Source organism: Helicobacter sp. WB40, from assembly GCF_027859275.1.
GTDB lineage: Bacteria > Campylobacterota > Campylobacteria > Campylobacterales > Helicobacteraceae > Helicobacter_D > Helicobacter_D ibis.
In genome coordinates this window covers 32,178-50,172 of the sequence record NZ_JAQHXS010000004.1, presented here as the reverse complement: position 1 = coordinate 50,172, position 17,995 = coordinate 32,178, and the positions used below count along the sequence as shown (strand labels likewise).

The following is a 17,995-nucleotide window of genomic DNA, read 5'->3' as shown; positions in this document are numbered from 1 at the left end:
TTTACTATCAATATACAAATTTTAATAAAATCTTTAAGAAACTTGCTTGAAGAGTGTAATTAGTCTTTTTTATGGTTGTAGTTGGCTTGATTTAGAATTTATTAAAGCTGGATTTGAGATTATTTTTGCATATGCACAAATTGGCAACGCAGTCCCACCATTAATGAGCTATTATATTGCTAAAGAATTTTTAAAATGCTAAAACAAGAATCTAATTTATATTTTAAAAATTTGGATATCATCAATTAAACTATCTATATTTTTTAAATCATTTATACTTAATGTTAATTTATAATTAACAGAATTTCCTGGATTCATTTGCACTAATTGCTTATCTTTATTATTAATTTTAATAAATTCTTTCCTTAATGAGTGATTATAAATGTAATCTTGCTTTTTATCTACTATGTGGTAATACACATCATCATATGTAATACCTAATAAAATAATATAATCATAGTTATACTTTGGATTTATTCCATTAAATTGAAAGGTATTATTTTTTAAACCTTTTCTTGCTGTTTTAATTTCTATTTTTTTACCATTTGATAATAAATCAAATTCATCATGTATTGTTTCTTTTTCAACATTATCAAATGGAATATTATTATATATAAAAATCTCCTTTATAAATTTTTCTCCTATCTGCCCTATAGCATTTCCTTCAAAATATTGAATCTTATCAAATATACCACTTTGTTTATATTTATTTAATTCATTATACTTACTTTCTATGATTTTTAACAAAATATCTCTCAAATTAAAAACCCTCATCTTTAAGTAACTGAAATATATGTGATTTTCCTATATGTCTACAACCATTAGTAGCAAGTGAGCTATATTTTTTCCAATCAGCATTCAAAAAAAGTTTATCAAGTTCTTGTTTATTAGAATTTTCATTATAAATTATTGCCACACCACTTTTATACTTAACTTCAGAAAATTCTTTTACTACTGAATTTTCTTTAAAAAAAGTAGATGAAAGATAAAAATTTGCTTTTTTATTAAAAATCCATTCTTTGCCACATTCTCTATTTTTTGCTAATGAAACTGTTACAACTTTTAAAATATCAGAAAATGGTTCTTGCTTTTCTTTTTGTCTATACCAACTAAATTCATTTTTTTCATCTTTATAATTTTTACTCCAAATTTGAAAACAACATTTCACATCTTTTTCTTTTCCATTACTAAGATAAAATGAATTATTTGGCAAAGATTCTTCATACAATAAATTAAAATCTTTAATCCTATATCTAATAGAACCTTTACCTAAACTCTGAAAAAACATAGGTAAAATAAAAGCTACAAAATCAGCTCCTTTAGAATGTTTTATGAATTCTAAAGCTAAAACTCCTCGATGACCAAAAGGTGGATTTCCAATTACAATAATTGGTTTTTTAGGTAATTCAAATTCTAAATAATTACATTGAATCGTATTAAATTGTGTTTCATTTATATCTATACCTATTTTATTTTCTGGAAGAATGCTATAAAAACAACCATCACCAACGCTTGGTTCAACCCAAGTATATTTACTAATATTTTCATATTTTGAAATAACTTTTTTAGTTTTTTCAAAAAGCATTTTTGAAACTTCTGGCTTCGTAAAATACTCGTCAAAAACATTGCTATGATTTTGCTTCATAGTTCTACCATTAACATATTTTAAACTCATAAAAAAACCCTATATTTTATTTATTAATTTTACATTTTTTAAATCTCAAATAAATCTACATTCCAAATTTTAAAAAAATCATCTATAAATTTTGAAGTTCTTTTTTCTATTTCAGTTTTAGTCCAAAGTTTATCTTCTAATTCTTTATTTATTAATAAATCAGTATTAACCTTACCATCGATACGAATAAGCTTATTATTCCAAGAATTATTTTGTAAAGTAGAATTAAGTTTGCTTTTCAATAAAGTCATATTTCCTATTTGGTATATGAATTCCTTAGCTTCTTCTTCATCTTGTATAATATCACTCCAGTGTGTTTCCCAACTTTGCGGTAATAAATGCTCTAGAGTATAATTATACTCTAGAGATGAAGTATCATCTTTATAATCTTTCTTTTGTTCTCGCTTATATAATTCAATCCAAAATAAAATTAAAGTTGCTTTCTTGTTATTTTTTATGCACTTAAGCTTACTTTTTATTTTATCTTTATCAAAACTTTCTTTATCTTTGTATTTTTCGCAAATTGCTTCTTTTATGCTATCTATTACATCATTATCTTGTTTTCCTTTAATTTTTTCAATAATTTGTGGAAAAAACTTATTATAATCCTTGCTACTGACATTACATAAAATATTACATACAATCAATGCTTCTAATAAATATAGACATTCTTTATAAATACTCTTTTTTTGATTTAATAAATTTTTTAAAAACAACACTAAAGGCAAAATTGTATTAATGTTATAAACACTTATTATGTGAAAAAATCTTAATTCATATTTTTCATATTTGAAAGTAGTTTCTTTATTTATATCTGGAAAATCACGATATATTTCTGAATAATCTTTTAATTCTTTTAGTATTTGTTTTAGCTTATTTTCATCTAAATTTTTAATATGCTCTTTATACAATGAACTTAAATGGCTTAAACTATGCTCACTTTTAAAAATACCATTTATAGTAGCATAAGAATGCAAAAGTATCTCGCTTCTACTTCTTTTAATTCTACCGGTTTCAACTTCTTTATTCCAAAATTCTTGTGTTGCCTCATCTTTATCAAATACATTATTCCAGTAATCTTGGTAATACTCCATAGCTTTATTTTCGTTTGTAATTTTTATAATCTTATCAAATAAAGCATTTTTTATAATATCAGTAGAAGACAATCTCTGTCCTTTGGAATTTATAGAATCAAATATTTTTTGCTCATCTTCATTTTCATCTAAATATATAATAACCCATAATTTATTTTCTTCTTTTGTAATAAATTTTGCAAATTCATATAAATTAATTTCTTTTTTTAATCTCTCAACTTCTGATTTGAAATAATTAAAACAACCAAAAATTCCCTTTTCTTCTTTGATATCAATAATTTCACCTGTTATAATTTTTTCATATTTTTTTTATCTAGCTTTGAATGATTAATTTTTATATTTGTTTTATCAAATAGATAATTTCTTAAATCTAATTCGTCTCTTTGTTCTTGCTCTAAAAAATCATACAAAATCTTAATTAAAATCGAACAAGTAGTAAGTCTTTGTTGTCCATCTATAATAGAGTAAATTTTTTTATCATTTTCTTTCAAAATAATAAAGCCTAAAAAAATACTTCTATTTTCTTTAAAACTATCTTTTAAATCACTCAGTAATTGCTTCCAGTGATCTTTTTTCCATACATAAGGTCTTTGAAAAAAAGGAACAATTACTCTTGTTTTATTGTCTCTTATAAATTCAAAATTATTTGTTTCTGCTATCACTAAATATCCAAATGCTTAACTTCTTTTGCGTGGGTTTGTATGTATTCTCGTCTAGGTTCTACTTCATCGCCCATAAATAGTGAGAATACATCACTAGCACTCTCATTATCGTGTATCTCAACTCTAATTAATCGGCGATTTTCAGGTGTCATTGTAGTCTCCCACAACTGCTCTGGATTCATCTCACCTAATCCCTTATACCTTTGTATATACGCACCTTTTTTACTACTTTCTTCTACATTATTTAGCATATCTAATGGATCACTACCATTTAAAAATCCTAAATCTCTCTCAATAATCTTAGAATAAACGAAATTTGCTTCAGTAAATAATGGATGAGAGAATAATTCGTCATCTACTTTTATATCTACAAGCCCAGAATCTGTCTGAACATATAAATGTATAAACTCATCATTAATAACTTCATTTAAAATATTAAAATTTAAAGAATCTAACTTTTTCTTTATTTCTTTATGAAGCTCTGTATTTTGTAGTGAAATTAAATTGTTATTTTCTATTAAAAACTTAACAATTTCTATTAACTGGAATCTTTTTTGTAGATTATTCAAAGTCGCTCTATAATGTGCGACAATTTTGAAGAATTCTATTAAATCCCTCGTTCCAATTCCACTAAATTCAAAATTTTCTATACCATTTTCTATTAGATATTCTGATAGAGCTTTTTCATCTTTTAGATATATTTCTTTTTTGCCTTTTTTGAATCTATATAGCGGTGGCTGTGCAATATAAAGATACCCTGCTTCTATAATTCCCTTTAAATATCTAAAGAAAAATGTCATTAAAAGAGTTTGTATATGACTACCATCTACATCAGCATCTGTCATTATTATTATTTTGTTATAGCGTATTTTAGAAATATCAAAATCTTCTCCTATGCCACAACCTAAAGCTGTAATTAGATTTTTAATTTCTTCACTTTTTAGAATCTTATCTAGCCTGCTTTTTTCTACATTTAGTATCTTACCTCTAAGTGGTAAAATAGCCTGATAACCTCTATCTCTACCTTGCTTTGCAGAACCACCAGCAGAATCTCCCTCTACTAAATATAATTCACTAACACTTGGATCTTTACTTTGACAATCAGCTAATTTACCAGGTAATGTGCCAACACTAAAAGTTTCTTTTTTTCTTGTTAGCTCTCTTGCCTTTTTAGCTGCTTCCCTACCTCTTGCTGCAAGGAGAGCTTTTTGCATTATGGCTTTTGCTTCATTTGGATTTTCTTCAAAGAATTTTGCTAGTTTCTCATAGGTAAGTTTTTGAACTATAGGACGCACAAAAGAACTTCCTAATTTACCTTTTGTCTGTCCTTCAAATTGTGGATCTACAACCTTAGTAGATACAACTGCAACAAGACCTTCTCTAATGTCATCTCCCGTGATTTTAGAATCTTTTTCTCTTGCATTTGCATTTGCTTCAATATAATTTGTAATAGCTCTTGTAAGACCCATTCTAAAGCCAGATTCATGTGTCCCACCATCAGTTGTTCTAATATTATTTACAAAACTTAAAACTCTCTCATCAAATCCATCATTATAAGCTAATGCAATTTGCACTTCTACATTATTTTCCATACCCTCAAAACTAATAATTGTAGAAATAAATGATTTTTTATTTAAATCTTCTATGAATTGATTTAATCCACCTTCAAAGTGATAAACTTCTTCAAAATCATCTCTTTCATCTTTGAAATGTATTGTAATTTGACGATTTAAGTATGCTAATTCTTTGAATCTCTTTGCTAAAATCTCTCTTTGAAAAGTTGTAACTTCAAAAATACTATCATCTGGGATAAATTCTATTGTAGTTCCACTATCATTACAATTACCTATTATTTCTAGCTCATCTTGTGGAATCCCTTGTTTAAAGGTTTGTCTATAAACTTTATCATTTTTATGAATTGTCATTACCAAACTTTTAGATAATGCATTAACAACAGATACACCAACACCATGCAAACCACCAGAGACTTTGTAAGTATCTTGGTCAAACTTACCACCAGCATGAAGAACAGTTAAAACAACAGTTGCTGCAGGTATATTTTCAGTTGGGTGAATATCAACTGGAATCCCACGACCATTATCTTTAATAATAGCACTGCCTTCTTTTGTCAAAGTTATATATATTTGATCACAAAATCCAGCCATAGCCTCATCAATAGAATTATCAACAACTTCATAAATTAAATGATGAAGACCATTAATGTTTGTATCTCCAATATACATTCCCGGTCGTTTTCTAACAGCTTCTAAGCCTTTTAGAACTTTGATACTGCTTCCAGCGTATTCTTTTTCCATTTTTATCCTTAATAGATTCTAAATTTATAAAATAATAGGCATGATTACGGTTTTAAAATTTTCACTTTGCAATACAACAGATGCATTAGTTTCGTTTAATCCTATTACAAATTCAGCTGTATCTATTGAATTTAAAAAATCAAGTATATGTTTTGAACTAAAACCTATTTCAATATCTTCTTCTATATCTATATTTATATCTATTTGTGTTTTTGCTTCTGAACTATCTTGGCTTATTGATTCAAATAGGATCTCATTTTTTCTAAATGTTATTTTTACATCATTTGTAATTGCATTTATTAGTTTTATACCTTCTATTATTTTTGATTTTGGTATTGTAATTTGTGTTTTTAATTCTTTTGGAATTATCTTTTCATAGCCTGGGAATGTTCCATTTATTAGATGTGAGAAAAATACATAATTTTGTGATTTTAAAATTACACTTTTTTCGCTGTAATATAATTCAATGTTGTCAAAGAATAATTTTTGAATCTCTGTGATTGATTTTTTAGGGAAGATTAGAGTTACATTACCGCCTGTTGCTTTGTTGTAGTTTATTACTGCTAGTCTTTTTGTATCACTTGCTACAAAGTCATATGAATATTCTTTTATAACTAATGCTGCACCATTTAGTTCTCTTTTAATATTATTTACATCTATTACGGGGAATATTTTTTTCATAGAATTTATTAATTGGCTTGAATCTATTTCTAATTTTGGTAGTGATTCATACTCTGGGAATATTGGGAATTCCTGTGCGTTAAACATTTGTAATTTAAAGGAGCTTTTACTTTGTTTTATGTTTAATGTCTCATTTTCACTATTTGTGTATAGTTCTACTTCCCCATCTTTTAATCTTTTTATAATATCTAGTGCTTGTTTTCCATTTACGGTTGCGATTCCTTGTTCTTGTATTTCTAATTGTTCTGTAAATGTGCATAATCCAATTTCAAAATCAGTGGCTTTGCATATTAATTTATTATTTTGTGTTTCAAAATATATGTGAGATGTTATTTGGCTTGAATCTTTTTTGTCTAAGAATGGTTGAAGTGATGTAAAAATATTATCTAACACACTGCTTTGTATTACTATACGCATTAAGTCCCCTTTATTAATAAAAATTTAGAAGTATTAGTAGGTGTGTTGAAATTATGAATAAGTGTTTCTAACAACCTATTTTACTTTATTTTATAGATGAATAACTTTGTATTTTTTATTCATATTAATTCATAAAATTTTATCAAAAATTACTTAATTTTGCTTTTTAAGTCGTTTATTATTATACTTATATTCCCGCCTTTGTTTATTTCTTCTGTTATGCTTTTCATTGCTTTGCTAATTGAGCTTGGTGATTTCATATTAAATACTTTTGCAATTTCTGGGGTTGAATTTGGAGTTAGTTTTATAGCTAGATATATTGTTATTTTTCTTGCTATAGCTATGCTTTGTGTCCTATTTTTACCTTTTATATCAGATGGTTTTATGTTGAAATATTTTGCAACTATTTCTATTATGGATTCTAAAGATATATTTTCTTTTTTCTCTTTTATATATTCTTTTAGTATATCTCGGACAAATTCTATTGTTACATCTTGCATATTTGTTAGAGTAATTGAGAAATTAAGTTTTATTAATATGCCTTCTATCTCTCTTATATTATCATTAATGCTTGCTGCTATGAAGTTTATAATGTCATCTTTTAAGTGGATTCCATCTGTGGCACATTTTGTTTTTATTATGTTTATTTTTGTTTCTAATTCTGGTGGAGTTATATTTGCTAATAGTCCTCTTGTGAATCTTCCTTTTAGTCTATCTTCTAATCCGTCCATATCTTTTGGTGGGCAATCAGATGTTAGCACTATTTGTTTATTATCGTTTTGTAGTTGGTTAAATGTATGAAATAATTCTTCTTGAATCTGTGATTTTCCTATAAAAAATTGCACATCATCTATTAATAAATAATCGCATTTTCTATATTTATTTCTAAAGTTTTCCATATTATTTGTTTTTAGGTTATTTAAAAAGTCATTTAAGAATTGTTCGCTTGTTGTATAAATTACATTTTTTCCAACACTTGTATTTGCATTTCCTATGGCGTTTAATAGATGTGTTTTTCCAAGTCCAGTAGCACCATATATCATTAGAGGATTATATTTTGAGCCTTGATTTTGTGCTACCACTTTTGCAACATCAAAAGCAAATTTATTGGAATTTCCAACAACAAATGAATCAAAAGTCAAAGAAAGATTCAAATTAGATGCATTTTGTGCTTTTCTTATATTTAATCTTGTTTCTTTTTTCTTGCTTGCTCCTAGCACTTCTATTATTACATCTGGTTTTATTCCTGTTTCTTCTTCAAATATTTCTGCTATTTTATTTGCATATCTTCTATGTATCCAGCTAACTAGTCGCATATGAGGGACATTAAATACAGCCCTATCATCTCTTGAATCTTTATTGTTGTATGTTAGCTGTTGTATGTAGTTTTCAAATTCTACTGGTGTGATTTTGTCTTTTAATTTTAATAATATGTTATGCATGTGAATAACTTATGAAAAACCTATGAATAATTTGTGAATAATTTTGAAATTATAGCTAAAACTTTTTTGTGATAATATTCTACCAAATCTTAAATTTTAAGGTTAATATTGAATATTTTAGGTATAGATCCAGGAAGCAGAAATTGTGGTTATGCTATTTTAGAATTAAATAATCAAGGTATAAAATTACTAGAAGCAGGACTTATAAAAATAAAAGAAAGAATCTTACAACATCAAATTGTAGAGTTCGTAGAGGGAATTGATTTAGTTTTAAAAAGCCATACAATACATGATGTTGCAATTGAAGATATTTTTTATGCTTATAATCCACAAAGTGTTATAAAATTAGCACAATTTAGGGGAGCTTTGAGTTTAAAGATATTACAAGAACTTGGAAATTTTGCAGAATACACTCCCTTACAAGTTAAAAAAGCTCTAACTGGCAATGGAAAGGCTACAAAAGAGCAGGTGGCTTTTATGGTAAAGCGACTTTTAGGGATTAAAGGTGAGATAAAGCCACTTGATATTACAGATGCAATCGCCATTGCAATTGCTCATTCACAACGATTAAAATTACATGTTAAATAAGGAACGAAATGGAAATAACACTTTTAAATTACACTGATTTAAAGATTTGTTCTCATGCAATTAGAACTTGTTGGCAAAGTTTTGAAAAAGGTGATAATGGTGGAGAAATAGACATTGAACTTATCGATAGAGTAGGAAATAAATTTAAACATGCCTCCACGCTAGAACATTTAAATTATACTTTTTATATTCAAGGTATAAGCAGGGCTTGCTTGCAAGAACTTGCCAGACATAGAATGGCTTCTTTATCGGTAAAAAGTAGTCGCTATACTCTAAAAGAACTAAAAGAAGAAGAATCTTTTTTGCCATTTTGTGAGGATAATTTAAATAGAGCTAAGAGATTCTTAGTCTTTACAGAAAATCAAGCAGTAAATGAAGCCTCTTTAATGGCATTAGAAAATTTACGCAAACTTTTAATTGTAAATATTAGTAATGATTTAGCAAAATTTGCAATGCCTGAATCTTACAAAACAGAGCTAACTTGGAGTATCAATGCAAGAAGTTTGCAAAATTTTCTAACTTTAAGAAGTTCTAAGTCTGCTTTATGGGAGATTAGAAACTTAGCACAAAATATTTTTGAGAAACTACCACAAGAGCATAAGTTTATTTTTGAAAATTGTATTACTAAGGAGAATTAATAATGAAGTTGTTTAAAGTTTTGTTTTTAGGAATTTTAAGTTTTGGTGTTTTGTTTGCTGGTGATTTAAAAGAAGGTGAAGACTATATTATCTTAAAGAATCCCATAAAAAATACAGAAAATAGTGTAATAGAGCTTTTCAATGTCGGTTGTCCGCATTGTGAGTATTTTAATAAAGACTTACCAAAGGTGTTAGAGTTTTTGCCTAATAGTGTTGCATTTTATCCTTATCATTTAAGTGCTGGTGTTAGGTTGCATGAAGTATTTTCCGAGATTCTAGCAGTGGCTTTGAATTTGGATTTAGATACTGGACTTAGCACAAAATCTAATAATTCAAACTTTAAAAAAGTTACGAATCTTTATTTTGACCTAATGCATACAAAGCAAAAGAAGTGGCAGTCTGAAGATGAGTTTTTATCCGATGGATTAGCTATTTTAGGGATTTCAAGTGAAGAATACAAAAAGATTCTAAAGGATAAAAATACACAAAATACTCTAAAAAAATGGCGTGATTCTATGCAGTATGCAGAGTTTCAAGGTGTGCCAAGCTTTATAGTAAATGGTAAATATATGATAGTAACAAAAAATATTTCAAGTACTGAAGATTTAATTTTTAAAATAGATTCTTTATTGGAGAAAAAATAATTCACACTTGCTTTATAAATAGAATCTAAAATCACATCATAAATTTATTAAGGAGAATTTATGAAAAAGAAATTACTTTCAATGGTTTTAGGTGTGTGTATGTGTGGTAGTTTATCATTTGCTGATTTTGATTTTGATGTCAATGGACAAATAAGTGCTGTAGATAATGCAAATAAGACTATAACACTATCTAGCATGAATGGTGGTAAGTTAGTTATAAAAGTGTTGCCTTATACAGAAATTAAAGGTGATGATTGTGGTGCTTTTGGGCAAGATATATATGGTAGTTTTAAAGATTTGACTATTGGCAAGTTTGTAAAGGTTGAGGCAGTTCCACATGGTGGATATAATGCATATAACGATAGTAATTCTCAAGCAATAGATCCTAAAACACAATTACCACAAAATATGGAGCTTGTTGCTAAAGAAATAGAGTGGAAATGCATTCCTAGAGCATATTAATACAATGAGTTTTTAACTCATTGCTATTTTCTTTTATAATTTCAGTCTCACTTAAGAACTTTTTTTATAACTTCACTTCCTAAAATTTTTCTCTTTATTTATGTTAAGGTATTGTTATGAAGTTTGTAGAATCTTTTTTAATATTATCTCAATTGCAAACAATCGTTACTTTAGGGTTTTTATTTGTTATATTTTTTGTAATTTATAAAATGTATAAAAATAATATTAGCTTTTCAATACGAATGCTTTTTGCACTTTTTGTTGGATTGGTACTTGGGTTTGTTTTGCAGTATTTAGCTGGGTATCCAGATGTAAAAAGCGCTAAAGAAATAATTTGGTTTAATGAAGTTAAAACATGGTTTAGTTTTGTTTCAACTGCTTTTATTGGATTTATCAAAATGCTTGTAATACCTATTATAAGCGTGTCTATTATTAAAGTAGTTATGAATCTCTCCAAAGATATAAAGGTTGCTTCTTTACTCTTATATAGTTTGTTTTGGATACTTTTTACCACTGCTATTGCAGCGTGTGTTGGGCTTTTACTTGGTTGGTATTTTGAGCTTGGTAGTGGATTTGATATACAAATTGGAAATAGAGAGATTCGAGATGTGCTAAGCATTACTGATATATTACTTGGGTTAATACCTAGTAATATAGCTAAGGCCATGACTAGTGAGAATATAATTGCAATTGTAATTTTTTCGTTTTTTATTGGGTTTGGTGCTAGAAGTTTGCAAAAACAAAATGACAGAATCTCATATAAAGTTTTTGAAAAATTTATTTTTGCACTACATGGTATTATTATGAATATTACTAGCTTTGTTATTTCATTTATGCCTTATGCAATTTTGTGCATGATGGCAAATGTGGTTGTATCAAATGGGTTTGAAGCAATTAAAATAGCTTTATTATTTATTGCATTAATTTATGTTGCAATGATGGTTATGTTTGTTGTGCATTGTGTGCTTTTAGGGATAAATGGACTAAATCCTTTTGTGTATATTAAAAAGTCATTTTCTGTATTGCTTTTTGCCTTTAGCTCTCGTTCATCAGTTGGGACATTGCCACTTACTATTTCTACGCTACAAAACAAGCTAGGAGTTAGCTCTTCAGTGTCAAACTTTGTAGCTTCCATTGGAACGACGGTTGGACTAAATGGTTGTGCTGGATATTTTCCTGCACTCTCTGCGGTGTTTATTGCATATTGTATTGGAATTGATATTGATTTAACATTTGTTGTGATGGTTATTTTAATTGCAATTTTGGGTTCTTTAGGAATCGCTGGTGTTCCGGGATCTGCAACTATGGCAGCTTCAATCATGCTTACAGGAATAGGCTTTGGTGAGTATTTTGTGTATCTTACTTTGATTTTAGCAGTAGATCCAATAGTTGATATGGCAAGGACTGCTAGCAATGTATCTGGTGCTATGACTTCGGCTATTTTAACAGACAAGAATCTAAATGCACTTAATAAGGATACTTATAATTCTTAAGGATTTTTAATGGATAGTTTGGTTAGAGAAGATTTGGAATATATTTGGCATCCTTGTATGCAAATGCATGACTTTGAAAAAAATGTCCCATTGGTGCCTATAAAAAGTGCTAGTGGAGTGTATTTGTATGGTTATAATGGAGAAAAATATATCGATTGTATATCAAGTTGGTGGGTAAATATATTTGGGCATTGTAATCCTTACATAAACCAAAAATTAAAAGAACAAGTAGATAAATTAGAGCATGTTATTTTTGCTACTTTTACACATGAACCAATAATAACTCTTTCAAAAAGATTAATAAAATTGACAAATTATTCATTTGATAAATGTTTCTATGCTGATAATGGTTCAAGTGTTATTGAGGTTGCATTAAAAATGGCATTTGCTGCTAAGAGATTTGAAGATAAAAATGTAAATTCATTTATATCGTTACAAAATGCGTATCATGGGGAGACAATAGGTGCATTATCCATAGGGGATATTGGAATTTATAATGAATCTTACAAGCCACTTTTATGCAAAAGTATAAAAATAAAAGCACCAAGAGGAGATTTCTATTTAGAATCATTAGAAGAATTAGAAAATACACTAAAAGAAAATAAAGATAAAATAGCTGCATTTGTTCTTGAACCACTAATACAATGTGCTGGTGGAATGAATATGTATAATGCAGAATTTGTAAAAGAAGCAACAAATTTGTGTAGAAAATATGGAATTTATGTCATTTTTGATGAAATAGCAGTTGGGTTTGGTAGAACTGGAAGCATGTTTGCATTTGAGCAGTGTGGTGTAACTCCTGATTTTTTATGCCTTAGTAAGGGCATTAGTGGTGGGTATCTACCTCTATCTGTGGTTTTGTTAAAGAATGAAGTTTATAATATTTTTTATGCACCATTTTATGAAAATAAGGCTTTTTTGCACTCTCATTCATACACTGGGAATGCTCTTGCGTGCGCATGTGCAAATGCTACACTAGATATTTTTGAAAAAGATAATGTAATAGTGGCAAACAAGATTCTAAGTGATTTTATTTGGGAGAAGGCACAAGAGCTTTTGGAATTTAATTTTATACAGAATCTTAGGCGTTGTGGTATGGTATTAGCCTTTGATATTGTTGGGTTTGTCAATGAGCGAAAAGGTTTAGAGGTTTTTAACAAAGGGCTTAAGAAAGGGCTATTGTTACGACCACTTGGAAATACCATTTATTTCATGCCACCTTATGTAATCACTAAAGATGAGGTATTGTTCGTTTTTGATAATCTAAAGTGTATTTTTGAAACTTTTCAATAAAATTACAAAAAGTTAAATATAATTTAACTATAATTTATACAATTTTAAAAATCATCGTGTTACTTTTATTGCATTTGATTAATGGAGGTAATTCATGGAACTTACAATGAATTTCTATGCAACACTTGCATGTTTGGTGGGAGTGTTGTTGCTTGGTAGATTTTTTATAAGTAAAAGTAAGTTTTTACAAGATTACAATATACCAGAGCCAGTAGTTGGAGGAATTGTTGTGGCTATTGGTATTTTTATACTGCTTAAATATTTCGGTATCAAATTCAACTTTGATGGTTCTTTAAAGGATCCATTAATGTTGGCATTCTATGCAAGTATAGGTCTATCTGCTGATTTTGCTTCTTTTAAAAAGGGTGGCAAGATACTCTTTGGCTTTTTGATAATTGTTACAGGACTTTTATTTTTACAAAATGTAGCAGGTGTTCTTGTTGCACAAGCCATGGGGGTTAATCCTCTAATAGGTCTTTTGGGTGGTTCTATAACAATGAGTGGAGGTCATGGGACAGGTGCAGCATGGGCTTCTGTGTTTAAAGATATGCCTTATAACTTTAATGCGGCATTAGAAGTTGCTGTTGCGTGTGCTACATTTGGACTTATCGCTGGTGGTTTGGTTGGTGGTCCAGTAGCTCATTATTTGGTAAAAAAATATAATCTAGCTCCTAGTAATCACGCAAAAGAGGCACAAGAAAATGGGCAAATAAATAGCACTGCATTTGAAACTCCAGAGCGTCCAAAGCTAATAACTGCTACTTCATTTGTAGAATCTTTAGCATTAATTGCTATTGCTTTGCTTATTGGAACTATAGTGGCAGATTATTCTAAGGGGAGTTTGCCAGTTACGATACCTACATTCGTTTGGTGTTTGCTTGTTGGTGCTATTTTGAGAAATGTGCTTGAAGCAACCAAATTGCATAAAGTTTTTGATAGAGAAGTAAGTGTAATTGGAAATGTAAGCTTGTCTTTATTTTTGGCATTTGCACTTATGACTATTAATATATTAGATCTAGTGTCTTTAGCATTACCTATGATTGTTATTTTGACTATACAAGTTACACTTATGGTTCTATATGCAATATTTGTAACATTTAGATTCTGTGGTAAAGACTATGATGCAGCAGTTCTTGCATCGGGACATTGTGGATTTGGACTTGGTGCTACTCCTACAGCAATGGTTAATATGCAAACTGTTACTCATCATTATGGGCCTAGTCATATGGCATTTATCGTTGTGCCATTAGTTGGTGCATTTTTTATAGACATTATAAACGCACTTGTTATAAGTGGTAGTTTAAAAATATTCTTTTAGTCTTTATTTATAGGAGCATTTGCATGCTTCTATAACTCCTCTAATAATATTTATTCATGGAATAATTTTTGCTTGTATTCTTTAAGTGGCTTGTATCGTTTTTGATATCTTATTTATTTAGATTCATCATCTAAATAGTGTGCAAGAAGGGCAATCTCATGGTTCTTTCATCAATCAACAATAATGCAAACTTATTTATAAGAAATAATTCTTCTAATAATACAAATACAGAATCTAGCTTTAATGCACATATACATAACAAAGATAGATTAGTAAGCAAAAGCCAAGAAAGATATGACTTAATGATAAATGGTATCACATATGGTGGTATATTCGATGATTATATTTTGGCTGATAAAATTACAAATAAATTAAACAATAAAATCAATCATTCAAATAAACAACAAGCAGATGAAGCAAAAGCATTTTTGCAACAAGAGATGAAAAATTTTTTAGAAGAGCATAAAGAATTAATAGAAAAAGCAAGATATGCTATGGATAATTTAGATGTAAATAGCCAAGAATACAAAGATATTATGGTTAAAAATGGTGGATTGGAGCTATTAAGCAATTTGAGATTCATAGAAAAAAATGAATCTATTGGAGATTATGATATAAAGCCTGATAGCTACAACAATGAAGTAACTTTTAATGGGATCATAGGTAGTGCAATAAGGAAAGAAATAGATTTTTTTGGAGCTATGTTGCCATATATTAGTGATGATAAAGCAGACAAAATAACAGATGCACTAACTACTATATATTCTTATTATCTTAGTGGAGATAATGTAGAGATAGATGGTAAAGTGTATAACTATGATGTAAAGCCAGATAAATCACACCCATTAACTTATTTGGCTTATCTTAAAGAAGAGCCAACAAATATACAAAACAATAATATATCTCTAGAATCCTTCCTCCTCTCTGCACAAACCAATATGCAAAAGAGTATGTTTGATGTATTAGATATTAGAGATAATAATACATACAATAGTAATACTAAATACTATAAAGAATCTAAATATGATTCTATTATTAAAGATATATTAGAGATTTCTAAGGAAGTATATAGATGAGATATTTTTTACAAAGTAAGTTATTTTTAAAATATTTTATTTATTAAATTTTAATAGAAAGGAGTAATTTATGAAAAGAGTTATTTTTAGTTTATTATTTATCTTTAGTATTGCTTCAAATATATATGCAAATGATCTAATATCTATTGCTACTAATGGAATCTACAATAAAGATTCTCTAGATGTTAGAGAATTAAATGATGAAGAGATGAAAAGGGTTGTGGGGGGAGCAAGTATATATAATGAAAATAACATTTGGTATAGAGTATATACAAATGGAGTTAAAGACAATAGCGGAAGTAAAGTCTATTATTTGGCGTATTATCGTTTATTTCCAACTTCCACTAATGAGCTGTCCCTTCTTAGTTATGATGATGGTAGTGGTAGGTATATACCAGCTGTATCTGTTGGTGTAGATTTGCGTGGCAATAGTATTCAGACATTATCTATCATAGGGTTTGACCCTAATAATCCAGTTAGAGTAAGAAGTACAAATAAATATTATGCCGATAAATTATTGAGTGAAAATTATGGGAGATTGAGGGGACAAGTTAGCTATTTGGCAAAAGAGCATGCGCGTAGCTGGAAATATAGCAGGAGCCCAAAATGATAGTAGCAAGATATTTGGATAATAAATTTTCTGATTTTGGGATTGTAAATAGCAATATAGATAAAAGAAGTGATAACAAAGAAAGCAATAAAGTAGATATTGAAGATATTAAGAATGATATAAAATCACTAGATAAGATTATTTTTGGTGTAGATATGCAAGTGCATACAAATTATAGTAACTTTGAAAATCAAGTAGAATCCAAGAGAAATCAAAAGCTAAATGTATCAAAGGGTCAGCTAAATAGCGCTAAGGAATATTTGCAAAAAGAAATTAATAACATTTTGTCATACATTTATGAAAAAGAAGGAAGCCAAAAGATAAAAGATGCAATAGAAGCAAGAAATAACTATATAAATAATGTATCAACCAAAGAAGATATACAAATATTAGATAATGGCGGATATAAACTAACTGATATTTTGATGGCTTCTCCAATGTATGATAGTTCTAATAAAAATATTGGTATAGATTCAATTAGTGATAATAGTGAAATCTTAGAAATATATAAGCAAATCTCTAAGGATATGAACGAGGTTAGCAATGTATTTTTCAATCTAGCACAAGAATATATTCCAAATGATAAGCTAGAAAAGATTCAAGATGCTTTAGCAACTATTGGTGCTTATTATAGAAATGGTGAGAATGTGGAAGTAAATGGCTTTGTTTATAACTACACTACTGATGGTTACAACATTGTAGATATAATTAGCAAAAAGTCTTTAGGAAACCTAGAATCCTTCCTCCTCTCTGCACAAACCAATATGCAAAAGAGTATGTTTGATGTATTAGATATTAGAGATAATAATACATACAATAGTAATACTAAATACTATAAAGAATCTAAATATGATTCTATTATTAAAGATATATTAAGCATGAAAGAAACTAAGATACAAGAAGGAGTAAGATAGTGTTATGCAATATTAATAGAGTTACTTTAAGTAATATTGTATTTTAAATTATTTTTTAAAATCAATAAACTTAAGTTAATAATAAAAACTATTAACTGAGAATGAATTAATACTAACATAAAGGAGAGAGCATGAAAAAACTAATACTTAGTATATTTATACTATCAAGTATTACTTCAAATATATATGCAAATGATCTAATATCTATTGCTACTAATGGAATCTACAATAAAGATTTTCTAGGTGTTAAAGAATTAAATGATGAAGAGATGAAAAGGGTTGTGGGGGGAGCATACCTACTTAGAACAGATCGCCCTTATGTAGATTATGGAGTTGTTAATAATTCAGGCACTAGAATTAGCTATACTGCATATTATGCACTTGGAGAGAGTTATATAAATGAATTTAGAATGTTTGGTGTTGATGATGGTAGTGGTAGATATAAACCAGCCATTAAAGTTACATATAACTTTCTAAATGGTTCAGTTGGTAGATACGAGTTAATAGGTGTAAATAAATACAATGTAGTCTATACTAGGTATCCGCAAGGATATTATGAGTTACCAAGAAATATGGAGTCATTAAAGAGGGAGATTAATAGAGTAATTAGGTCTCATGCTAGTCGCATGACTAATGGAGCTTTAAATCAATAATATAAAGTAAAGTAAGGTTT

The 17,995-nt window shown here is 28.3% G+C and carries 19 protein-coding genes; 12 read left to right on the top strand and 7 right to left on the bottom strand.

Translation table 11 applies throughout. From position 1 onward, the window contains the following. The first annotated feature begins 46 nt into the window (after positions 1–46). Positions 47–202 carry a hypothetical protein gene (locus PF022_RS03880; RefSeq protein ID WP_271021559.1) on the top strand — a complete coding sequence of 52 codons (156 nt, stop codon included), beginning with the start codon at positions 47–49 and terminating at the stop codon, positions 200–202. Positions 203–216: 14 nt separating this feature from the next. Here the strand turns inward: PF022_RS03880 and PF022_RS03875 are convergent, their stop codons facing one another. From PF022_RS03875 to dnaA, 7 genes are all read right to left on the bottom strand, one after another. Further along, the gene (locus PF022_RS03875; protein ID WP_271022837.1) at positions 217–774 is read right to left on the bottom strand and encodes a restriction endonuclease; all 558 of its coding nucleotides are present in this window, start codon (positions 772–774) and stop codon (positions 217–219) included. Continuing rightward, positions 761–1,675: an SAM-dependent methyltransferase gene (locus PF022_RS03870; protein ID WP_271022836.1), complete on the bottom strand. Its 915-nt coding sequence runs from the start codon at positions 1,673–1,675 to the stop codon at positions 761–763. The genes PF022_RS03875 and PF022_RS03870 overlap by 14 nt, the downstream gene beginning before the upstream one ends. Positions 1,676–1,713: 38 nt before the next feature. After that, a complete protein-coding gene (locus tag PF022_RS03865; protein ID WP_271022835.1) occupies positions 1,714–2,841 on the bottom strand; it encodes an HNH endonuclease family protein in 1,128 nt (375 codons plus the stop codon). 215 nt (positions 2,842–3,056) lie between these two features. Next, entirely contained in the window at positions 3,057–3,431 is a 375-nt protein-coding gene (locus PF022_RS03860; protein ID WP_271022834.1) for a DUF262 domain-containing protein, read from the bottom strand. Beyond that, a complete protein-coding gene (gene gyrB, locus PF022_RS03855; protein ID WP_271022833.1) occupies positions 3,431–5,746 on the bottom strand; it encodes a DNA topoisomerase (ATP-hydrolyzing) subunit B in 2,316 nt (771 codons plus the stop codon). Before gyrB ends, PF022_RS03860 begins: the two co-directional genes overlap by 1 nt. 24 nt (positions 5,747–5,770) lie before the next feature. After that, positions 5,771–6,844, bottom strand: coding sequence for a DNA polymerase III subunit beta (dnaN, locus tag PF022_RS03850; RefSeq protein ID WP_271021556.1), 1,074 nt, complete (start codon positions 6,842–6,844; stop codon positions 5,771–5,773). A 149-nt stretch (positions 6,845–6,993) separates the two neighbouring features. Further along, positions 6,994–8,286 (bottom strand): chromosomal replication initiator protein DnaA, encoded by a 1,293-nt coding sequence (gene dnaA, locus PF022_RS03845; RefSeq protein ID WP_271021555.1) that lies wholly within the window; start codon positions 8,284–8,286, stop codon positions 6,994–6,996. Positions 8,287–8,394: 108 nt separating this feature from the next. Between dnaA and ruvC the strand changes: the two genes are divergently transcribed. From ruvC to PF022_RS03790, 11 genes are all read left to right on the top strand, one after another. After that, a complete protein-coding gene (gene ruvC / locus PF022_RS03840) occupies positions 8,395–8,874 on the top strand; it encodes a crossover junction endodeoxyribonuclease RuvC (RefSeq protein ID WP_271021554.1) in 480 nt (159 codons plus the stop codon). An 8-nt stretch (positions 8,875–8,882) separates the two neighbouring features. Next, positions 8,883–9,512 carry an FAD-dependent thymidylate synthase gene (gene thyX / locus PF022_RS03835; RefSeq protein WP_271021553.1) on the top strand — a complete coding sequence of 210 codons (630 nt, stop codon included), beginning with the start codon at positions 8,883–8,885 and terminating at the stop codon, positions 9,510–9,512. A gap of 2 nt (positions 9,513–9,514) precedes the next feature. After that, positions 9,515–10,156: a DsbA family protein gene (locus tag PF022_RS03830; protein WP_271021552.1), complete on the top strand. Its 642-nt coding sequence runs from the start codon at positions 9,515–9,517 to the stop codon at positions 10,154–10,156. Between the two features lie 60 nt (positions 10,157–10,216). Beyond that, the gene (locus PF022_RS03825) at positions 10,217–10,618 is read left to right on the top strand and encodes a hypothetical protein (RefSeq protein ID WP_271021551.1); all 402 of its coding nucleotides are present in this window, start codon (positions 10,217–10,219) and stop codon (positions 10,616–10,618) included. 110 nt (positions 10,619–10,728) lie between these two features. Further along, the gene (locus tag PF022_RS03820) at positions 10,729–12,111 is read left to right on the top strand and encodes a cation:dicarboxylate symporter family transporter (protein ID WP_271021700.1); all 1,383 of its coding nucleotides are present in this window, start codon (positions 10,729–10,731) and stop codon (positions 12,109–12,111) included. Between the two features lie 9 nt (positions 12,112–12,120). Beyond that, a complete protein-coding gene (locus PF022_RS03815; protein WP_271021550.1) occupies positions 12,121–13,404 on the top strand; it encodes an adenosylmethionine--8-amino-7-oxononanoate transaminase in 1,284 nt (427 codons plus the stop codon). Positions 13,405–13,498: 94 nt separating this feature from the next. Next, on the top strand, positions 13,499–14,722 hold the full coding sequence (gene gltS / locus PF022_RS03810; RefSeq protein WP_271021549.1) for a sodium/glutamate symporter: 1,224 nt from the start codon (positions 13,499–13,501) through the stop codon (positions 14,720–14,722). A 158-nt stretch (positions 14,723–14,880) separates the two neighbouring features. Then, positions 14,881–15,798, top strand: a complete 918-nt coding sequence (locus PF022_RS03805; protein WP_271022831.1) for a hypothetical protein — start codon at positions 14,881–14,883, stop codon at positions 15,796–15,798. A 70-nt stretch (positions 15,799–15,868) separates the two neighbouring features. Then, on the top strand, positions 15,869–16,408 hold the full coding sequence (locus PF022_RS03800; protein WP_271022830.1) for a hypothetical protein: 540 nt from the start codon (positions 15,869–15,871) through the stop codon (positions 16,406–16,408). Further along, positions 16,405–17,322, top strand: coding sequence for a hypothetical protein (locus tag PF022_RS03795; protein ID WP_271022828.1), 918 nt, complete (start codon positions 16,405–16,407; stop codon positions 17,320–17,322). Before PF022_RS03800 ends, PF022_RS03795 begins: the two co-directional genes overlap by 4 nt. 131 nt (positions 17,323–17,453) lie before the next feature. Beyond that, on the top strand, positions 17,454–17,975 hold the full coding sequence (locus PF022_RS03790) for a hypothetical protein (RefSeq protein WP_271022826.1): 522 nt from the start codon (positions 17,454–17,456) through the stop codon (positions 17,973–17,975). Positions 17,976–17,995: the final 20 nt, after the last annotated feature.